We start from the raw sequence: 18,205 nt of genomic DNA on the forward strand, positions 1-18,205 counted from the left end.
GCGCTCGTGACCATTCCCGAATGCATCAAGGTCATCCGCAGCCACCTGGGCGGCCCCAGCGGCGCCCTGGTGGCTGTTTCCGCCGACCGCAAATTCCTCAGCCTGCTCAAGGGCGTTTCCAGAAAATACCTTGAACTGCCCCCGGAGCGACGGCACGATTTCAAGGACACGGCCGAGGTGGCCCGCTTTCTCCGCCGCCAAAACGATGGCGGGTCCGGCGAGGGCGTGGTCCTGCTCATGGAGCGTGTTCTCTTCAACAAGCTGACCACAGAGACCCTGGCATTCATCCGCGAGACCTACCCCGAGGCCGTCCTCATCGTGCTCACCAGCGAGGCGCGCAAAGACGATCTGGTCCTGCTGCGTGAAATCGGCGCGGGCAACATCATCGTCAAGCCGGTGGGGGCCAAAAGCCTCATCGAGAAGCTGGCCAACTCCATTAGGCCCCAGGGCAAGCTGGACCAGCTCATGGGCCAGTGCCGCCGCCTCATTGAAAACGGCGAAGCGGAGAGCGCCCTGGAGCTGGCCGAGAACGTGCTGGGCATGAAGCCCGGCAGTTCCGCCGCCCTCATGGCCAAGGGCGACGCCCTGCTGCAGCTGGACCGGGTGGCCGAGGCCATGACCGCCTACGAGCACGCCCACCAGAACTCCAAGCTCTTTCTTGAGCCGGTCAAGCGGCTTGTGGACCTCTACGAGAAGCTGGGGGACGAGGAAAAGCAGCTCAAGTACATGCGCTACCTGGACAAGCTCTCCCCGGCCAACGCGGAGCGCAAGTACCGCATCGGCCGCATCTTCGCCGGGCAGGGACGCTCGGGCATCGCAGAGCAGTACTTCGAAATGGCCCAGGACAGCGCCACCCGCGAGGCCCTGGACCTGGTCAGCCATGTGGCCCTGGAGATCGCCGAGGAGGTCATGGAGACCAACCCCAAGGCGGCACAGAAGCACATCGAGCGGCTTTTGGAGGTCAAGGGGGACTATCTTTCCGAGAGCGACGTCAAGGCCTTCAACACCCTGGGGCTCTCCCTGCGCAAGCAGGGCCGCTGGCGCGACGCCCTGGTGCACTACCGCGCCGCCCTGGAGCTGTCGCCCGGCAACGAACACCTGCTCTACAACGCGGCCATGGCGCTGGCCGAGGGGGACGAGTTCGAGGAGGCCCTGCCCTACCTGGAGGAAGCGGCCCACAAGTGCCCGGCCTTTTTGGAACGCAGCGACAACGTGGCCTACAACTTCGGGCGCATCCACCACCAGGCGGGACGTAACTCCGAGGCCTGCTTCTACCTGGAAAAGGCGCTGGCCTTGAACCCGCGCCACCAAGCCGCCCGCAAGCTGCTGGACCGGCTGAAGAGCGGGGCGTGATTTCCGGCCGCCGGGCTAGCCCAGGTTGCCCGGCATCCCCGCCACAAATGTCCTGATCTCGTCGCGCACGCGGCGGTAGACGGCCAGCGCCTCATCCTCGTCCATTCCCGCCGCCAGGCGCGGCGGATCGTCGAATCCCTTGTGCAGACGCAGGGCCGCGCCGTTCACCACCGGACACGCTTCGTGGGCGTGGCCGCAGAGAGTGACGATGCAGTCGAACGCCACGCCAGGCAACTCGTCCACCGTCTTGGACCGCGCCGGAGACATGTCCACCCCGGCCTCCTCCATGACCCGCACGGCCAGGGGATTCAGGCCGTGCCTCTCCACACCGGCGGAGTAGGGTTCCAGGACGCCGGACTTGAGGTGGCGCGCCCAGCCCTCGGCCATCTGGGAGCGGCAGGAGTTCCCCGTGCAAAGAAAGAGAATGCGTAGTGGCGCGCTCACGCGTGGTGCTCCGTGGTTTCCGTGTGGTGTGCGGGACGACCGGTGCGGTCAAGTCGGACGACAAGCCCGGGACGCCTGACCCGCCGCACCCCTGCACACCCTGTGGCGAAATCGTTTTCCTCAGTGCGCCTCGGCCCAGGTATGGCCGGTGCCCGCTTCCACGGCCAGGGGGACGGTGAGGCCGAGGTCGTGTGTGATGTTTTCCATGACCCGTTTGAGGCGGTCGGCGGCTTGTTCCGCGTTGTCCTCGGGGGTTTCCAGGAGGAGTTCGTCATGGACCTGGAGGATGAGGCGGGCGGAGAGGGTACGGAGGTCGTCGTCGCGGTGGGTGCGGATCATGGCCAGTTTGATAGCGTCGGCGGCGGAGCCCTGGACGCGGGTGTTGATGGCTTGGCGCACGGCCTGGGAGTATTGCTGCTGGTTGCGGGAGTGGATGTCGGGGAGGATGCGGCGGCGTCCCAGGAGGGTGGTGACATAGCCTTCGGATTTGGCCTCTTCCTCGATCTGCTCGTAGAAGGCTTTGACCTTGGGCATGGCCTCGAAATAGCGGGCGATGAACTCCTTGGCGCGGGGCATGGTGATCTTGAGTTCGCGGGAGAGGCGCTGGGGGCCCATGCCGTAGAGCAGGCCGAAGTTGATGGTCTTGGCGGAGCGGCGCTCGTCGGGCTCCACGTCCCCGGGTGATTTGTCGAAGAGCAGGGCGGCGGTGCGGGCGTGGATGTCCTCGTCGCGCAGGAAGGCGTCCTTGAGGCCGGGGTCGTCGGAGAGGTGGGCCAGCAGGCGCAGCTCGATCTGGGAGTAGTCGGCGGCCACCAGCTCTCGCCCGGGGCCGGAGGTGAAGCAGGCGCGCATGCGCATGCCCATGGGGCCGCGAATGGGGATGTTCTGGAGGTTGGGGCCGGAGGAGGAGAGGCGGCCGGTTGCGGTGGCGGTCTGGTTGAAGGTGGTGTGGATGCGGCCCATCTCGTCGACCAGCTTGGGCAGCGGCTCCAGGTAGGTGCCGCGCATTTTTTCCAGGCCGCGGAACTCCAGGATGAGGGAGACGATCTCGTGGTCGTTCTCCATTTTCTCCAGCACGGCCTGGGAGGTGGAGGGCGCGCCGCCGGGGGTCTTGCCGCGCGGCTTGAGGCCCAGGCGGTCGAAGAGGATGACGGCCAGCTGCTGGGAGGAGCGGATGTTGAATTCCTCTCCGGCCAGCTCGGTGATGCGGGCGGAGAGGGAGCCGAGCTTGTCGTTGACCTCGTCCAGGAAGGCGGCGAGGGCGTCCAGGTCCACGGCCACCCCGGCGCGCTCCATGTCCGCCAGGACCGGGCGAAGGGGCATCTCAAGGTCGCGGAAGAGGGCGGTCATGCCGGCGTTTTCCAGCTTGCGGGCCAGGCAGGTGGCCAGGGCGTCGGCTTCCAGGCCGTGGGCGCCCTGGGGGACGGCGGGCATGTCCGGGTCGTTCAGAAAGGAGCGCAGCAGCCGCTCCTGGGAGTAGTCGCGCTCCTCGGGGTTGAGGAGGTAGGCGGCCAGGGCCAGGTCGAACCAGGCGGCCTGGGGGACATCGTTCCAGGCGGGATTGGCCCGCAGCAGGGGCTTGGTTTCCGGCGCGGCCAACCGGGCGGCCGTTGAGAGGTGTCCGGCCAGGGCGGACGGGTCGCCTTTGAAGAGGTACTCGCGTCCGTCCAGGCCCACGGCGAAGCCGGTTTCCAGGGGGACGAGGCCGATTTCCCTGTTTTTGGCCTCGGGAATCTCGGAGAGGGAGGCCACGCGCACGGATTTTACTGGCTCGGGCTTGTCCGGAGCGGCCTGGGGGAAAAGGCTGCCCTGGCTGGCGGCGGCCTTGGGTTTTTCAGCCGAAGCGGGGCCGGGGAGTTCGGCCAGCAGGGAGCGGAACTCGAACCGTTTGAGAAAGCCGCGCAGTCCGTCCAGATCCGGTTCGGCCACGCGCAGGGCCTCAAGGTCGAGGTCCTGGCAGAAGTCGGTGCGCAGGCGGGTGAGGTCGCGGTAGAGGTAGCTGGCCTCCTGGTGGCCGTCGAGCTTCTTGACGAACTTGGGCGGAATGTCGTCCAGCCCGGCCCAGACCTCCTCCAGGGTGGTGCGCCCCTCCATGATTTGCCGGGCGGACTTGTCGCCGATGCCGGGCACGCCGGGTATGTTGTCCGACGAGTCGCCTATGAGGGCCTGGAAATCCGGCCAGGAGGCGGGCTCCAGCCCGGTGTCCTCGCGGAAGTCGTCCAGGGAGGTGATCTTTTCCTGCTTGGCGCCGGGGTCCCACATCCACACGGAGCGGTCCAGGCACTGCTTGAGATCCTTGTCCGCCCCCACGATGGCCACGGCGCGATCGCCCTTGAGGCGCTGGGCCAGGGAGGCGATGCAGTCGTCCGCCTCGCCGCCCTCGGCCACGTGGACGGTGAAGCCCAGAAGTCCGGCCGCCTCCTTGATAGGCTCGATCTGCTTGATCATGTCCTCTGGGGTGGCGGCGCGCTTGGCCTTGTATTCGGGATAGAGGTCGGCCCGGAAGCCCCGTTCGCGCGGGTCCAGGAAGAATCCCGCGTAGGCGGGCTTTTCCTCGCGCAGAATTTTCAGGAGCATGCGCAGGGTGACGTACAGGGCGTTGGTGGGGAACCCCGTGGAGGTGCTCATGTCCCGGAAGGCGTAGTACCCCCGGTAGATGAAGGCGGAGCCGTCGATGAGGTAGACGGGGTCGGAATCGGGCCGGACGGTTTCCTTGAAGGGCATGGGCTAGTCGGCTTTGCTTTTGGATTCTTTCTTGGGCTTGGCCCGCTGCAGGCATTCCTTGATGCGCTTGGACTCGAAACGCTCGCAGAGCAGGTCCATGGGCTCGCGGTCTTGCTCTCCGAGATCTATCTCCGCCCGGGCCGCGCCCACGTGGCCGCCCGCGCTGCCCACGTCGGAAAAGAGGTCCTTGGCCATCTCGCCCACGTGCTGCTTGATGCCGTCGCCCCGGAATATGACCGAGAGGGTGTCCTTGCAGGTGCCCGCCACGGCGGTCCAGTTGATCTCGTGCACGTGCAGGAAGAAGTCGGCCAGGATGACCAGGATGTCCGGATTGTCCACTTCCCCGAGATAGACAAAGGCCCCGTGGTCAAGAATTTCCACCTTGTCCAGAGCCTCGCGGAAGTAGTCCAGCCATTCCAGACGGTATTCGCTGCGGACGATCTTCTTAAGGATGAGGTTGTTGGCGAACTTGGAGAGGTAGCGGAAGGCGCGGACGTCTATGTCGATGAAGTCGCGCTCAAAGGATTGTGTATCGGACTTGATTCCGTAGAGCAGGGAGGTGGCCAGGTAGGAAGCGGGCTCGATGTTGAGGTTGTAGAGGTATTCCAGGAGCAGGGTGGAGCAGGCCCCGTATTCGGGCTTGATGTCCACGTAGGCCCCCGCCAGCCCGCCGCCGGAGGCCACGGGGTGGTGGTCGATGACGATGGAGAAGCGGTAGTGCTCGAAGGCCGGGTTGTGGGCGGGCTGGGAGTCCACGATGGCGTAGTGGTCGTACTCCGAGGCCAGCTTCTGGGTGAGCTTGGTGGTGGGGATGCGGAGGTACTTGATCATGGCCAGGTTGTCCGGCCGCTTTACCTCGTTGATCTGGGCGATGCCCACCTCGGCCACCCGCCGCTGCATGATGCGCCGCAACGCCATGGCCGAGGCCAGGGCATCCGGGTCGGCGTTGATGCATATGAGCCACTTCTGGTCCTTGTCGAACAGGCCGAGGAGCTGTTCGAGCTGGTCGTCGAGCTGTCGGAAATAAGCCATGCGATCCCCTTATTTCAGGCGCAGCGGCAATCCGGCCGCCACCAGAACGACCTCGTCGGCGCGCGCCGCCAGGCGTTTGTTTAGCCCGCCGAGCGTACGCACGAAGCGCCGGGTGAGGCCGTCTCCCCCCACAGGGCACAGCCCCGCCTCCTGGCTGACCAGGATGAGCCGCCGGTTCCCGGCCTCGTGCAGGGGCAGCGCCGGGGGGCTCCGGCGTCCGGCCCGCGGGAGTCCCCACATTCCATGATGCAGGAATACACCCAGAAATCAAGGCCCTCCACCAGCACGGCGGCGTGGTCCGCCAGGGCGCGGGAGACCGCTTCGGGCAGGTCGGCCCCGGACGCCTCGATGACCGGCAGGCCGGGGTCGCGGGAGCGCTTGTGGTCGAGGATGCGGCGGCGGAAGGAGTTGTCGCGGGCCAGTCCGGTGGCCACCACGGCGCGGGGGCCGGGCGCGCTTTCCAACAGGTCCAGGGCGTGGTCGGATTTGCCGCTGGCCTGTCCGCCCAGCACCAAGGTTATCACCGGCCGCCCCGCTCGGTCATTATCCCGTAAAGGGCTTCCAGGGAGAGAATGAGGCGCTCGGGGTCGAATACCTCAGCCATGACCACCGTGTCCGGCCCCATCTTGTCCAGGATGAGGCGCACCAGCCGGCGGCCCTCGGCGTCAAGCTCGTTGAGCGCCAGGTGCTCGCCGTCAGGGCCGGGGGCGGAGAGGTGGACCAGCTTGACCCGGTTCCACAGCCTGGGCAGTTCCACCAGCCGCTCCTGGCCGTAGAGGAGCAGGTGCCCCAGGTCCAGGCAGAGGTTCAGTCCCAGGTAGCGGATGTCGCACCAGTATTCCAGCGGGTCGAATTCCTTGGTGTTCTCCAGGAGCACCCGATCGGGTTTGATGCCCTTGTTGATGAAGCGGAAGGCCACCTCGTCCAGCAGCTTGGAGACCGGCGGGGGATGGAGCACGTAGCCCCAGGGCTGCAGATAGGCGGTCTTTTCAACAAGGCAGTCGATGACGTCGCCCACGGCCAGCATGCCCTCGGACCAGGGCAGGTCCAGGGGCATGTGCATGTGGTAGCGAAGGCCCAGCTCCACCAGTTCGGGGGGCAGGTCGTCCGGTCCGTAGTCCATGCAGGCTTGGGATTCGAACATGGTCAGCCCCACCTCGTTGAAGGTGAAGCCCAGGCGGCGGCAGTTGTCCGCCACGGTGCCGGGCCAGACCCAGGAGGGCACGGCCAGGCGGAAGGGAAATTCGTCCGGGCGGCGCATCTCCGCCGGAAGGGTGTCGTAGGCCATAATGGTTTTAACCTCGGGAGCCGATCAAATTAGCAGGGGCCGGCGAGGGCCGCAACGGTGGGTGGTCCGGGAAGTTTAGGCATGCAAATTGCTTGGTCGGTTTGCAGGGAATACAACCCAACAGGCGGGAGGGGAACCCCGCCGGGGGAGGCGGCCATGGGCCACTTTACAGATAGAATCCGGCATCGCTTCAATCCCCTGCACGTGTACTGCAGGCTCAAGGACATGGGCCTGACCAGCGTGCGGGCCAGGAGATGGTGCGCGGTGTACGAGCGCTGGCTCTACAACGTGATGCATTAGGCAGAGGGCTGGCGGCGTCAGAGCAGGCCGATCTGTTTCTCCTTCCTGACACGTCTGGGTGCGAGGGAGATGGAACGCAATTCGGCTTCGGGAAGCGGGGAAAGAAAACGCGAAGGGGCCAGCCGCAGGGTGCGGCCGTAGATGCGCCGCTCCGAGGCGCGGCTGAGGTGCAAAAGCCGCCGCGCCCGGGTGAGACCAACATAGAAAAGCCGCCGTTCCTCGGCCTCGTCCTGGGTTTCCGGCCCGGCCTTGCCAGTGAGGAAGTCCGCTCCCGCGAAGGGAAGCACCCCGTCCTCCAGCCCCGCCAGAAAGACCGCTTCGAACTCCAGCCCCTTGGCCGCGTGCAGGCTCATGATCTGCACCTTCTCGGCCTTCTCGGAAATGTTTTCCAACTCGCTGCGCAGGTTCACCCAGTTGAGCAGGCCGGTCCAACCGCCGTGCTCCTCGAAGGCGCGGGTCAGCTCGCGGAAGTCGCGTCCCTTGAAGAACATGCGGTCGAAGGGCCGCACGTCCTCCAGATAGGCGGAAAGCCCCAACGGGCCCTGGGCCAGCACGCGTTCCGGCACCTCGGGCATGGGGTCGGCTTCCTCGCCCGGATCGGCCGGGACGGGGCCGCCGGTCATGCCCAGGAACCCGGCCGCCGTGCGCAGGATGGCCGCCACCCTCGGCTCCCGCCAGAAGGCCTCGGCCTCGGGCACGGAGGCGGGCACGCCCAGGCGGTCCAGGGTGCGCTTGATGGGCGGGATGAGGGCCTTGAGCCGCACCAGCACGGCCACGTCGCCCGGGGAGAGGGCTTCCTCGTCGCCCTGGTGCAGGGTGGAGGAGGTGGAGCCCAGCAGGGCGCGGATGCGCTCGCCGATCCAGGAGACCTCGCGCTCGGCGTCGGGAGCCGCGAAGAGCAGGGCCTCGCCGCTCTCGGGCAGGGTGGGCTCCAGCGGGTCGCGCCCTGGGGTGAGCGGATGGGCCAGGCGCAGCACCCGCGGCGGGGAGCGGTAGTTGGCCAGCAGCCGGATGACGGTCAGCGAGGGCCACAGGCCGTGCAGATACCCGCGCACGTCGCCTGAAGCGCCCCGGAAGCCGTAGATGGACTGGTCCGGATCGCCGATGGCGAAGAAGCCGCGCCCCCCTGGGCCGGCCAGGGCGGTGGCCACGGCAAGCTGCAATGGGGTCAGGTCCTGCGCCTCGTCCACCAGCACCTGGGTGGATGGGTTGGAGTAGATGCCGGACTCGATCTGCTCCAGCCAGAACTCCAACAAATCCTGGTAGTCCACCAGGTTCCACGATTCCTTCTTCTTGGTGTAGCGGCGGGCCGCCTCGGCCAATTCTCCGGGCACCGGCTGGCGTCGTTCCCGGGCAAGCTCAAGGGTGGCGAAGGCCTGCTTGAGCCGCGCTCCGGACAAATCGGGGGCGCCCTCGGCGAAAACGCGCAGGGCGGCCTCGTCGTCCATGACCACCGGGGCCTCGCCGTAGGCGTCGCGCCAGACCTCGAAGGCCAGGGCGTGCAGGGTGTCCGCCCTGGGCGGGGCGGAGTCGCCCCCCAGGGAAGCGCCCAGGCGGCGGCGCATGGACTCGGCCGCCCGGCGGGTGAAGGTCAGGCAGAGGATCTGCCGCGAGGGCACGCCGGCGTCCAGCAGGGAGGCCACCCGGGCCATGAGGGTCTGGGTCTTGCCAGTGCCCGGCCCGGCCTCCACCAGCACCGGCCCGGGCCCGGCCTCGGCCGCCTCGCGCTGCTCGGGATTGAGGCTGACCATGCCGCAGGCCTCGCCTTCTCCGGCGTTGGCCGGGGCGAAGGGCGTCAACGGCGATTCGGCGGGCCTTTCCGTGTCGGGCGCGGAGGCCACCAGGAAGCGGCCCTGGCGCATCTCCCGCTTTTCCGCCTCGGTAAAGACGTGGATGACCCCGAATCGTCCGTCGAAGCCGGGGTCGCGGAAGACCCTTCCGGCCCGCATGCGCTCCACCGCCTCGCCCAGCAGGGGATGGACCTTGGCCAGTTCCTCTTTGGGAGCCTCGGCCAGAGCGGCCATTTCCGAACCCACCCGGCTCACGGCGCGGGTGTAAAGATTTTTGACTTTCTTGGTCTTGGCCCCGCAGCCGAGGATTTCCGCCAGCATCTCGTCCAGGGGAATGAAGGAGTCGTAGCCGGGCTGGGTGCGCGGCTGGCCGGGCTGCTCGCGGTCGGCCAGCTCCATGACGCGGTGCAGCACGCCGAGGGTCAACGGCTTGTTGCAAACCGGGCACAGTCCGCCCCGCGACAGGGCTTCCCTGGGCTCCAGCACCACATCGCAGGCGCGGTGGCCGTCCAGGTGGTACTTGCCCTCCTCGGGGAAGAATTCGTAGGTGCCCAGGAAGGCGTTGCCCAGCCCCTCGCCGCGCAGGGCGCGGTAGACGGTTTCGTAGGAGACCTCGCCTCGGAAGATGTTGGCCTCGCGCCCCAGCTTCTCGCCGGAGTGGGCGTCGGAGTTGGAAACCATGCGGAAACGGTCCAGGGCGGACAGCATGCGGTTCATGTCCGGGTCGGAGGACAGCCCGGTCTCCAGGGCGAAAATCTCGTTGGACAGTTCGCCGAAGCATTCCTCGATGGTGTCGAAGCCGGAACGTGAGCCGAAAAGGGAGAACCAGGGCGTCCAGATGTGGGCGGGGACCAGGAAGGCCATGGGGTCCAGCTCGAGCACCATCTCCAGCAGGTGCCGCGCGTCCAGGCCCAGGATGGGGCGGCCGTCCGAGGCAAGGTTGCCCACCTGCTCAAGCCGCTGGTTGAGCTTTTCCGCGGCCTCGAAGGTGGGCACGTAGACCAGGTTGTGGATTTTGCGGACTTTGCCCCCGCGCTTGTAGATGGAGGAAATCTCCGCCTGCAGCATGAAGCGGGTGCGTCCCGGGGGCAGCCAGCCGTCCAGCCAGGAAATCTCGCGGCCCAGGCCCTGGTCGGTACGGGGGACCAGCAGGCCGGATCCGTCCTCCACCAGCGCCTCGCGCAGCTCCTCCAGCCAACCGGGGTGGGTGAAGTCGCCCGTGCCCAGCACGTCCAGCCCTTTGACCAGCCCCCAGGCCGCCAGATGGCGCGGGGTCAGGGCCTTGGAGGTGGCGCGGGAGTGGCGCGAATGGATGTGCAGGTCTGCCCGGAATTGATCCATGCGAAAGCCGCTCAGGTGTTGCCGAAGGTTTGCGGAACACGCCGGTGTCGCCGGGGTGTGGCCCGGAAAACCGCCGGATGCGCCGCGTTGTGGGGACCGTACTCGTTATGCCGCCAAAAAAACTCAGCCGGGAACGATGCGGGCGGCTCCCCGGAACCAACCGCCATGTCTGAAAAATCTTCCACTCTGTGTACGGTTTCCTTACACTTCCAGGGGATATGGAGAAACGTGGCCACGCCGCGCATGTTCTTCCCGTGAAGTGAAACCCTTATCCCCGCCCGGCGGACGGGTCAACCGCGGCGCAGTCCGCCGGGTCTCCGGCCAGCTTGTCCAGGCAGTGCGGCACGGCTGGCAGGATGGCCTCAAGGTTCTCGCCCACGCCCTTGGGCGAGCCGGGCAGGTTGACCACCAGGCTGGAACCCAGGGAGCCGCAGACCGCCCGGGACAGGGCGCCGTGCGGGGTCTTTTCCAGGGAGGCGGCGGTCATGGCTCGCTCCAGACCGGGGAAGCGCTTCTCAATGACGCCCAGGGTGGCCTCCGGAGTGTGGTCGCTGGGCGCGGGGCCGGTGCCGCCGCAGGTCAGCACCAGGTCGAAGCCCTGCGACAGGCACAAATCCATGAGCAGGGCAGCCAAGCCGCGCGGTTCATCCGGTAGCAGAAAACCCCTGGTCAAGGCCAGCTCCAGCCGCTGCCCGGCCAACTCGGCGATGAGCGGCCCGGCGGTGTCCTCCCGCTCGCCGCGCGCGCCTTTGTCGGACAACGTCACCCAGGCCAGGGCCCAGCCCGCCCGGCAGGGGGAGAGGTCCAGGCCGCCGTCCAGGGTGATGGGCTGGAGGGTGCGCAGCAGCCGGGTCGGGGCGGTCCCTTCGCCCGCGGGCCAGTTGACGGCTCCCTCCACCCGCATGAGCGGGCGGTCTCCCATGGACAGCACGGTTCCGGCTCGCAGTTCCGGGGCGGGCGGGGCGCAGCGCAAAAGCGGCAGGGGCAGGCCTTCCGGCCGGCGGGGGCCCAGCAGGCACAGGTCGCCCGCGTCCAGGGCCAGTCCGCTGGGCGTATCCACGGTGATGTCGGTCATGTCCTGTCCTCGCTGAAGGTGTGGCGCGCCAGCACGGCGTGCAGGAATTCCTCGCGGGCCTTGCCCCCGGCCAGCACGTGCTCGTCCGCCACGGGCAGCCCCTCGAAGGCGGCCAGGAACATTTTGGCGAAGAGGCCGAAGGATTCCCCGCAGGCCCGGCCGGTCTCCCGGTCGAAGACGGGGATGCGGCGGCAGACGGCGCAGGAGGGGGAGCGCGACTTGAGCAGCGCGCCGCACACCGGCAGGCCGCACAGCCGCCTTATCTGGGCGCGCATGACGCGGGTCAGGGCGAAGGTGTGGTCCTCGCCGTTCCGGTCGATGGCCCGGGGCGAGAGGGGGGAGTCGAAGAGATCCATGGGCTGTCGGGGCACGGGCAGCCCGGCCTCCACCTCCGGGCAAAAGGGCAGCGGGGTGAAGTGTTCGGTGACGAACTCCCACAGGCCGGGGTGGAACACGCTTCGGCCGTCGTAGCGGACGTTTTCGCCCGCCAGGCAGGCGCTGACGCAGAGCAAGGGTTTGTCCATGTGGCTCCCCTCCAGGTTGCCGTCAGGAAATGAGCACGGCGAAGATGCCGGTGATGAAAATGCCGTCGAAGGTGCCCGCGCCGCCGATGGAGAGCAGGGGGGCCTCGAGCTGCTCCATGGTCTTGGGGTTGAGGATGTGCAGGACGTCCGCGCCCAGCAGGGTGCCGGTGACGCCCGCGATGTAGGCGTAGGCCGGGGCCTGCTCCGGTCCGGCCAGGGTGAGGGCGCTGAGGGCCGCCACCAGGGGGGGCACCAGCAGGGGCACGCCCAGTCCCACGCCCTGCACCGGTCGGGTCAGCACATAGCACACGGCCGTGACTGCGGCCACGCAGAGCAGCAGCGGCAGGGAGACCCCCACGCGCATGAGCAGGAAGGCGGACAAAAAGCAGGGGATGAGGCAGCCCCCGAAGTTCACCGCCACCCACTGTTCCTTGGTCTCGCCTTCCTCGCAGCGCACCCAGGGGCCGGAGTGGCGTTTGAGCATGGCTTGCAGGTCCGGTTTGCAGACCCGCACCCGGCGGCCTGTGGAGAAGAGGGGGATGTTGATGCCGCCGCCGAAAAGGATGGCCAGCAGCAGCAGGAAGGCGGTGTTGGTGTCCAGGCCCAGCTTCTGGAAGGCCAGGGTGATGGCCCCCACCTGGATGAGGGCGAAGAGGAAGGCCACGATGACCAGGGCCAGCACGATGGCCGCCTTGGCCAGGGGCATGTGGTAGTTGGGGCCGTTGCGCATCGATTCTCCTTTGGTGGGGAGAATCTACACGCAAGGTTGCCCCGAGTTCAAGAAAGGGTCACTATCGCGCCCGGTGAAATTTCCCGGAAAAGGAGACGGCATGAAGGGCATCATACTGGCCGGTGGCTCCGGCACGCGGCTCTATCCCATCACCTACGGCGTCTGCAAGCAGCTGCTGCCGGTCTACGACAAGCCAATGATCTACTATCCCCTCTCGGTGCTCATGCTGGCGGGCATCCGCGAGGTGCTCATCATCTCCACCCCGCAGGACCTGCCCCGCTTCGAGGCCATGCTGGGCGACGGCTCGCGGCTGGGCATGTCCTTCTCCTACAAGGAGCAGCCCGAGCCCGAGGGGCTGGCCCAGGCCTTCATCCTGGGCGAGGAGTTCATCGGCGGGGAACCGGTATGCCTGGTGCTGGGCGATAACATCTTCCACGGCCACGGATTGTCCGAGAAGCTGCGCCGCTGCGCGGAGCTGGAAAAGGGCGGGGTGGTCTTCGGCTACAAGGTGCGCGACCCCGAGCGGTACGGCGTGGTGGAGTTCGACGGCCAGCACCGCGTGGTCAGCATCGAGGAGAAGCCCGAACGGCCCAAGTCCCGCTACGCCGTCACCGGGCTGTACTTCTACGACGCTGGCGTGGTGGACATCGCCAAGGGGCTGGGCAAGTCCGCCCGGGGCGAATACGAGATCACCGACGTGAACAACGCCTATCTCAGGCGCGGCGACCTGAACGTGGAGTTTCTGGGCCGGGGCTTCGCCTGGCTGGACACCGGCACCTTCGAGTCGTTGCACCAGGCCGGGTCCTTCGTGCAGGTCATCCAGCAGCGGCAGGACGTGGTGGTGGCCTGCATCGAGGAGATAGCCTACCGCATGGGCTTCATCGGCCTGGAGCAGCTGGACCGCCTGGGCGCGGAGCTGCGGAAGAACACCTACGGGGCCTACATCCGGGAAGTGGTGCGGGAGGAACGGGGCTAGCCCGCAGCCGCGATTCGGGAGCGGGCCGGGGGCTCACCGTTTTCGCGCCCGCTCCAGCTCCGCCCGCATGTCGCCCGCCAGCCGCTCCAGCGCGCCCGCCTCGGCCACGTCCGCTGTGCGGCGCAGCACGGCCAGGGTGGAGGCGGCCCGGTCATGCCGCCCCGCGTCCAGGTGGTGCCGGAACAGTTCGTAGGCCGCGCGGCTGACCGGCTTGACCGCCATGGAGCGGCGGATGGCCTCCATAGCCTTGGCCGGTCGCCCCAGCACCCTGCGGCAGGCCGCCGCCAGGGCCCATGCCTGGGCCGACTGGAAGCGAGTGGCCGCTACACTGGCCTCCCGCTCCGCCTCAATGACGTTGTTTTTCCGCAGCAAACCCTCGGCGCGCGCCAAAGCCTCCCCCTCGCTCTCCCGCCGTGCGGCCACCGCCTTCGCGGCCAGCTCAAGCGCCGCCGCGGGCCGCATGGCCCGGGCCACCGCCTCGGCGAAGGGCTCGGCGGTCATGTCCGTGCGCACGGCCGTGCGCGCCTGCTCATAGAACAGGTCGTACTTTTTGGGGGCGGAATAGTCCGCAGGTCCACGGGCCAGCTTTTCCTCGTACTCCCGCTGGGAGCGGAAAAAGTAGTGGTGGACCCGCAGCCGGTCGGCCTTGAAGGGGCTGAAGGCGTCGAACAGGGGCGTGCCCTCCTCGTCCACGCAGTGCCAGCCGGGCCGGAAGGTGAAGTGGTGGGCGGTGTTGGGCGCGGCCACCCGGTCCGGCCGGACGATGGATTTGACGTGGAGGTTGAAGGTGTGGGCCAGGGGCCAGCGCTGGGTGTACCGCTTGAGTTGCAGGCCGCCCGGCCGGGTGAGATGCCCCTCGGATCCGAAGCAGACCCAGTTGGCCCCCAGGCCGCCGTATCCGTCGTAGTCGGCCAGCAGGCGGGGCAGGTCGGGCGGGTCCAGGGGAATGAGGAACTCGTCGGCGTCGATGAAGGCCAGCCACCTGGCCCTGGGGCCGAACTCCTCCAGGCACCCGGCGTAGACGTCCAGCTGCCGGTTGCGGCCGCGAATCTCGCGCACGTGGCAGGCCCCGGCCTCCACCAGGTCGGCCAGGGTCTCGGCCACTGGCACGGCGGATTCGTTGTCGTAGACGATGAGGCGCTCGGCCCCGAGCAGCAGGTGGTGCAGGGCCCATTCGCGCAGGGTGGCGGTCTCGTCGCGGACGATGGCGCAGACGGCGAGGCAGTCCATGGCTGGTTCCATCCTGCCCAGGCTGATAGCCCGTTTTCCCCGCCCGGGGCAAACAGAAATGGCCGGGGGAGGACATCAGCGGCGCGAAAGAGGTACGGTGGCGGGAGCGAACCCATCCGCTGAAAAGGAGCCAAGCCATGAGCAAAGCCATTGTCATGCACGGGACGGGCGGGCCGGAGGTGCTGCTCTGGGAGGACTTCGACCCGGGCCAGCCCGGACCGGGCGAGGCCCTGCTGCGGCAGGAGGCCGTGGGCCTGAACTTCATCGACGTCTACCACCGCAACGGGCTGTATCCGCTGCCTTCGCTGCCCGCCGTCATCGGCATGGAGGGCGCCGGCGTGGTGGAGGCGGTGGGCGAGGGCGTGGACGAGGTCGCCGTGGGCGACCGCGTGGCCTACGCCGGACTGCCCCCCGGGGCCTACGCCCAGGCGCGACTTATTCCGGCGCACCGGCTGGTGAAGCTGCCCGAATCCATCCCCACGCGGGACGCCGCGGGAATGATGCTGCAGGGCATGACCGCCCGCTATCTGCTCAAGGGCTGCTACCCGGTGGGGAAGGGCACCACCATGCTGCTCACCGCGGCCGCGGGCGGGGTGGGGTCCATCGTCTGCCAGTGGGCCGCCAGCCTCGGGGCCACGGTCATCGGGCTGGTCGGCTCCAAGGAGAAGGCGGAGGTCGCCCGGAAAAACGGTTGCGCCCATCCCGTGCTCTACCGCGAACTGGACTTCGGGGAGGCGGTGCGGGAGATCACCGGCGGCCGGGGTGTGGACGTGGCTTACGACTCGGTGGGCAAGGCGACCTTCGATACCTCGCTGAACTGCCTGCGGCCCATGGGCACCATGGTCACTTTCGGCCAGTCCTCCGGCCCGGTGGAGCCGCTGGATCTTTCCCGGCTGGCGGCCGGGGGGTCGCTCTTTCTCACCCGTCCCATCCTCATGGACTACACCAAGGCGCGAGAGGACCTGCTGGCCCACGCCCATGACCTCTTCGACATGGTGGAGTCCGGCGCGGTGCGGATTCCCATCATGCAGGAGTACCCCCTGCACGAGGCGGCCAGGGCGCATGAAGACCTGGAAGGGCGGAGGACCACCGGCAGCACGGTGCTCATTCCCTGATCGGCCGTCGGGCTAATCCGGCGAAGGGCAAAAAAAAGCCCGGCATTACGCCGGGCTTGGAAAGGTCGATAGGCGTGGACGGTCTAGTGGTGGTCGTGCTCGTTCTTGATGTTGTTGTGGATTCGGATTCCGGCCATGGTCACCATCCAGACAAGATAGATGAAGATGAGGCTGACGCCGATGGTGCCGGGCAGCGTGGAGTGGGTCATGTCCGTGACCAGCTTGAAGATGGTGTCGATGCCGTAGTCCATGGCTCCTCCTGATCTGGGTATGGCCTGGCCGCCCGGAAAAGCCGGGCGATCCATGTGAATCCCTTGTCAAGAGGACTTTTCCCTCAAATCCCCCTGGCTGTCAAGGGCTGTGGGCGGATTCGGCGCGGCGCGGCGGTCGTTTGGGCGGCCGCGTGCCCACAAACACCCCCAGCAGGGCCAGCAGCCCGCCCGCGAAGGCCATGGGGGCGGGCAGCTCCCCCAGCCAGACCCAGGCGATGGCCACGGTCATGAGCGGCATGGCGTACTGGGTGACGATGACCTTGCCAACGGGCAGGCGGGAGATGGCGAAGGTCCAGGTGGCGTAGGCGATGGCCGAGGGGAAGATGCCCAAGTAGACCACCGCCCAGGTGGCCGGGGCGGGCGCGGCGGCCACGGCCTCCCCAAGCCCGGGCAGGAAGAGCAGCATGGGCAGGGTGCCGCCCCACATGGCGTAGATGGTGTAGTGCACCGCCCGGTAGACGTCGAGCTTGGGCTTTTGCAGCACGAAGAAGAGGGACTCGGACAGGGCCGCCGCCAGCACCCACAGCGCGCCCGTGTCGAAGGCCGCCCCGCCGCCCTCGGCCCAGGCGATGAGGCCGATGCCGCAGACCGAGACCCCGATGCCCGCCAGCACCCGCCGGGTGAGCGGCTCGGCCAGCAGCAGGGCGGCCAGCAGCACGGAAAAGACCGGGATGAAGCCGATGATGAAGCAGGCCGAACCCGCGGAGACGGTCTGCTCGCCGATGTTTAGGCAGACGTGGTAGCCGAAGTACCCCAAAAAGCCGTGCAGCAGTATGTGCGGCACGTCCGCCAAGCGGGGGAGGGGCAGGCGGAAGTAGGCGGCCAGGGGGACGAGGGCGGCCGAGGCCACCAGAAAGCGCAGCAGCGCTAGGTGTCCGGGCGAATAGGCCTCCAGCCCGGCGCGGATGCCCGCGAAGGCCGAGGCCCAGCAGACGAGGGTGATGGCCAGGGCCAGGGTTGTCGCCGGGGTGAATCGCTGCTGCATGGCCGCCTCCCGCGGCCGGTGCGCCGCGAGGGGGGCTTGTTACGTTCAGTTCCTGCGGTTGTAAAGCGTCAGGCCCGCCAGGGCGCCGACCAGCATGCCCAGAAACAGCCCGCGTTGTATGGTCAGGACAAACATTCCGGCCAAAACGCCCAGGGCGCCGCCGATGAGGATGCCGCGGGCGACGAAGTCGAGGATGGTCTTTGGTTTGCTCATGAGATGCGTCCGATTTCGGGGTCGTCGTTGGTGGAAAGGAGCCAGGAGTCGAGTTCCTCCGCCTGGGCGGAGGTCATGTTCACGAACGCGACGCCGATGCCTGGGATGGCCTGCCGTACGCCCCAAGGCTGCCGCCAGCGCACGGAGACCTCGATGGGCGTGCCGTCGCTCAGCTCGGACACGCGAAGCCAGAGCCGCTCGACCTGGAGGCAGTCGTCGCAAGTGGAGATGAAGCAGCCGCCCGGGGAGACGTTGGTGGTCACGGCGCGCACGGGGTTGTCCATGTCCGGCGAGCGGGAAACCAGAACGTTGAAGTGGACGTCGTCACGCCCGGCGGCGCGCAGGGTGCGCGGCGCGAAGGCGTCCGCCTCCAGGGCCAGGAAGTCGCGGAGGATATCCGTGCCTGGGCCCACCCGGCCGTGGAAGAGGCCGTGAATGGTCTGCTCTGTGTCGTCGAAGCGCAGGCGCAGCACGGGGAAGTGTTCCAGCAGGTAGTGCAGCAGGCGCTTTTCACCGGGCGGGGCTTTGACCAGGGTGGGGACATCCACCAGCAGGCCGCTGACCGGGGTCTCGGCCAACAAGCCGCGCATCTCTCCCAGGTCCTCAACTGTGGAGAAGGCGGCCCCGAGTGTCTCCAGGGCCGATAGGTAAGCCAGCCGGGCCGGTCCGTCCTCGGCCACCAGGACCACCCTGTGCCGCCTTGCGGCCGCATCGTTCCGTGTTCCGGAAGCGCCCATGGGCCATGTGTAGTCCATTCTGATTGCCCGGGCAAGGCGTGCCCGCCTGGTTAAATCCCAAGGTGCCGGAATGTCG

Annotated in this window: 19 protein-coding genes; 4 read left to right on the forward strand and 15 right to left on the reverse strand. The window is 67.8% G+C overall.

Features of this window, described 5'->3' with window-relative positions; translation table 11 throughout:
* The first annotated feature begins 6 nt into the window (after positions 1-6).
* A complete protein-coding gene (locus N911_RS0113520) occupies positions 7-1,353 on the forward strand; it encodes a tetratricopeptide repeat protein (protein ID WP_029898049.1) in 1,347 nt (448 codons plus the stop codon).
* A gap of 15 nt (positions 1,354-1,368) precedes the next feature.
* On the opposite strand, the gene N911_RS0113525 is transcribed toward N911_RS0113520, so the two are convergent.
* The 6 genes from N911_RS0113525 to cbiR all read right to left on the reverse strand — a co-directional run bounded on the left by N911_RS0113525 (position 1,369) and on the right by cbiR (position 6,841).
* A complete protein-coding gene (locus N911_RS0113525) occupies positions 1,369-1,797 on the reverse strand; it encodes an arsenate reductase ArsC (RefSeq protein ID WP_029898051.1) in 429 nt (142 codons plus the stop codon).
* A gap of 120 nt (positions 1,798-1,917) precedes the next feature.
* On the reverse strand, positions 1,918-4,521 hold the full coding sequence (gene polA / locus N911_RS0113530; RefSeq protein ID WP_029898053.1) for a DNA polymerase I: 2,604 nt from the start codon (positions 4,519-4,521) through the stop codon (positions 1,918-1,920).
* Between the two features lie 3 nt (positions 4,522-4,524).
* Entirely contained in the window at positions 4,525-5,553 is a 1,029-nt protein-coding gene (locus tag N911_RS0113535) for a DHH family phosphoesterase (protein ID WP_029898056.1), read from the reverse strand.
* 9 nt (positions 5,554-5,562) lie between these two features.
* Positions 5,563-5,685, reverse strand: a complete 123-nt coding sequence (locus N911_RS19045) for a bifunctional adenosylcobinamide kinase/adenosylcobinamide-phosphate guanylyltransferase (RefSeq protein ID WP_272913358.1) — start codon at positions 5,683-5,685, stop codon at positions 5,563-5,565.
* Positions 5,634-6,077, reverse strand: a complete 444-nt coding sequence (locus N911_RS17085) for a bifunctional adenosylcobinamide kinase/adenosylcobinamide-phosphate guanylyltransferase (RefSeq protein ID WP_272913359.1) — start codon at positions 6,075-6,077, stop codon at positions 5,634-5,636. Before N911_RS17085 ends, N911_RS19045 begins: the two co-directional genes overlap by 52 nt.
* Complete coding sequence (cbiR, locus tag N911_RS0113545) at positions 6,074-6,841, reverse strand: cobamide remodeling phosphodiesterase CbiR (protein ID WP_051694429.1); 768 nt, start codon at positions 6,839-6,841, stop codon at positions 6,074-6,076. The genes N911_RS17085 and cbiR overlap by 4 nt, the downstream gene beginning before the upstream one ends.
* Before the next feature lie 156 nt (positions 6,842-6,997).
* On the opposite strand from cbiR, the gene N911_RS18645 reads away from it, so the two are divergent.
* A complete protein-coding gene (locus N911_RS18645; RefSeq protein WP_202593878.1) occupies positions 6,998-7,141 on the forward strand; it encodes a hypothetical protein in 144 nt (47 codons plus the stop codon).
* Between the two features lie 17 nt (positions 7,142-7,158).
* On the opposite strand, the gene N911_RS0113555 is transcribed toward N911_RS18645, so the two are convergent.
* From N911_RS0113555 to N911_RS0113570, 4 genes are all read right to left on the reverse strand, one after another.
* Entirely contained in the window at positions 7,159-10,272 is a 3,114-nt protein-coding gene (locus tag N911_RS0113555; RefSeq protein WP_029898059.1) for a UvrD-helicase domain-containing protein, read from the reverse strand.
* A gap of 268 nt (positions 10,273-10,540) precedes the next feature.
* Positions 10,541-11,347: a MogA/MoaB family molybdenum cofactor biosynthesis protein gene (locus N911_RS0113560; RefSeq protein WP_035105553.1), complete on the reverse strand. Its 807-nt coding sequence runs from the start codon at positions 11,345-11,347 to the stop codon at positions 10,541-10,543.
* Positions 11,344-11,871, reverse strand: coding sequence for a 2-thiouracil desulfurase family protein (locus N911_RS0113565; RefSeq protein ID WP_029898063.1), 528 nt, complete (start codon positions 11,869-11,871; stop codon positions 11,344-11,346). Before N911_RS0113565 ends, N911_RS0113560 begins: the two co-directional genes overlap by 4 nt.
* Positions 11,872-11,893: 22 nt before the next feature.
* Positions 11,894-12,601 carry a DUF1614 domain-containing protein gene (locus N911_RS0113570; RefSeq protein WP_081859258.1) on the reverse strand — a complete coding sequence of 236 codons (708 nt, stop codon included), beginning with the start codon at positions 12,599-12,601 and terminating at the stop codon, positions 11,894-11,896.
* A gap of 100 nt (positions 12,602-12,701) precedes the next feature.
* On the opposite strand from N911_RS0113570, the gene rfbA reads away from it, so the two are divergent.
* On the forward strand, positions 12,702-13,577 hold the full coding sequence (gene rfbA / locus N911_RS0113575; protein WP_029898068.1) for a glucose-1-phosphate thymidylyltransferase RfbA: 876 nt from the start codon (positions 12,702-12,704) through the stop codon (positions 13,575-13,577).
* A 33-nt stretch (positions 13,578-13,610) separates the two neighbouring features.
* Here the strand turns inward: rfbA and N911_RS17700 are convergent, their stop codons facing one another.
* Positions 13,611-14,807 carry a glycosyltransferase family 2 protein gene (locus N911_RS17700; protein WP_051694430.1) on the reverse strand — a complete coding sequence of 399 codons (1,197 nt, stop codon included), beginning with the start codon at positions 14,805-14,807 and terminating at the stop codon, positions 13,611-13,613.
* 137 nt (positions 14,808-14,944) lie between these two features.
* Here N911_RS17700 and N911_RS0113585 point away from each other — a divergent pair, with 137 nt between their 5' ends.
* Positions 14,945-15,922 carry a quinone oxidoreductase family protein gene (locus N911_RS0113585; RefSeq protein ID WP_029898071.1) on the forward strand — a complete coding sequence of 326 codons (978 nt, stop codon included), beginning with the start codon at positions 14,945-14,947 and terminating at the stop codon, positions 15,920-15,922.
* An 83-nt stretch (positions 15,923-16,005) separates the two neighbouring features.
* Here N911_RS0113585 and N911_RS18650 read toward each other — a convergent pair whose 3' ends face one another.
* From N911_RS18650 to N911_RS0113605, 4 genes are all read right to left on the reverse strand, one after another.
* Positions 16,006-16,173 carry a hypothetical protein gene (locus tag N911_RS18650; RefSeq protein ID WP_202593879.1) on the reverse strand — a complete coding sequence of 56 codons (168 nt, stop codon included), beginning with the start codon at positions 16,171-16,173 and terminating at the stop codon, positions 16,006-16,008.
* A gap of 100 nt (positions 16,174-16,273) precedes the next feature.
* Positions 16,274-17,179, reverse strand: coding sequence for a DMT family transporter (locus tag N911_RS0113595; protein ID WP_029898072.1), 906 nt, complete (start codon positions 17,177-17,179; stop codon positions 16,274-16,276).
* Positions 17,180-17,224: 45 nt separating this feature from the next.
* Positions 17,225-17,392 (reverse strand): hypothetical protein, encoded by a 168-nt coding sequence (locus N911_RS18655; RefSeq protein ID WP_202593880.1) that lies wholly within the window; start codon positions 17,390-17,392, stop codon positions 17,225-17,227.
* Positions 17,389-18,129, reverse strand: coding sequence for a PilZ domain-containing protein (locus N911_RS0113605; RefSeq protein ID WP_161781637.1), 741 nt, complete (start codon positions 18,127-18,129; stop codon positions 17,389-17,391). The genes N911_RS18655 and N911_RS0113605 overlap by 4 nt, the downstream gene beginning before the upstream one ends.
* Positions 18,130-18,205: the final 76 nt, after the last annotated feature.

This window comes from Desulfohalovibrio reitneri, assembly GCF_000711295.1.
GTDB classification, from domain to species: Bacteria; Desulfobacterota; Desulfovibrionia; order Desulfovibrionales; family Desulfovibrionaceae; genus Desulfohalovibrio; species Desulfohalovibrio reitneri.

What these genes read in the sequence shown, in the direction of transcription:
- polA (WP_029898053.1), bottom strand. Translation starts at nt 4,521, where the DNA reads ATGCCCTTCAAGGAAACCGTCCGGCCCGATTCCGACCCCGTCTACCTC.
- N911_RS0113535 (WP_029898056.1), bottom strand. Translation starts at nt 5,553, where the DNA reads ATGGCTTATTTCCGACAGCTCGACGACCAGCTCGAACAGCTCCTCGGC.
- cbiR (WP_051694429.1), bottom strand. Translation starts at nt 6,841, where the DNA reads ATGGCCTACGACACCCTTCCGGCGGAGATGCGCCGCCCGGACGAATTT.
- N911_RS18645 (WP_202593878.1), top strand. Translation starts at nt 6,998, where the DNA reads ATGGGCCACTTTACAGATAGAATCCGGCATCGCTTCAATCCCCTGCAC.
- N911_RS0113555 (WP_029898059.1), bottom strand. Translation starts at nt 10,272, where the DNA reads ATGGATCAATTCCGGGCAGACCTGCACATCCATTCGCGCCACTCCCGC.
- N911_RS0113560 (WP_035105553.1), bottom strand. Translation starts at nt 11,347, where the DNA reads ATGACCGACATCACCGTGGATACGCCCAGCGGACTGGCCCTGGACGCG.
- N911_RS0113565 (WP_029898063.1), bottom strand. Translation starts at nt 11,871, where the DNA reads ATGGACAAACCCTTGCTCTGCGTCAGCGCCTGCCTGGCGGGCGAAAAC.
- N911_RS0113570 (WP_081859258.1), bottom strand. Translation starts at nt 12,601, where the DNA reads ATGCGCAACGGCCCCAACTACCACATGCCCCTGGCCAAGGCGGCCATC.
- rfbA (WP_029898068.1), top strand. Translation starts at nt 12,702, where the DNA reads ATGAAGGGCATCATACTGGCCGGTGGCTCCGGCACGCGGCTCTATCCC.
- N911_RS17700 (WP_051694430.1), bottom strand. Translation starts at nt 14,807, where the DNA reads ATGGACTGCCTCGCCGTCTGCGCCATCGTCCGCGACGAGACCGCCACC.
- N911_RS0113585 (WP_029898071.1), top strand. Translation starts at nt 14,945, where the DNA reads ATGAGCAAAGCCATTGTCATGCACGGGACGGGCGGGCCGGAGGTGCTG.
- N911_RS18650 (WP_202593879.1), bottom strand. Translation starts at nt 16,173, where the DNA reads ATGGACTACGGCATCGACACCATCTTCAAGCTGGTCACGGACATGACC.
- N911_RS0113595 (WP_029898072.1), bottom strand. Translation starts at nt 17,179, where the DNA reads ATGCAGCAGCGATTCACCCCGGCGACAACCCTGGCCCTGGCCATCACC.
- N911_RS18655 (WP_202593880.1), bottom strand. Translation starts at nt 17,392, where the DNA reads ATGAGCAAACCAAAGACCATCCTCGACTTCGTCGCCCGCGGCATCCTC.
- N911_RS0113605 (WP_161781637.1), bottom strand. Translation starts at nt 18,129, where the DNA reads ATGGGCGCTTCCGGAACACGGAACGATGCGGCCGCAAGGCGGCACAGG.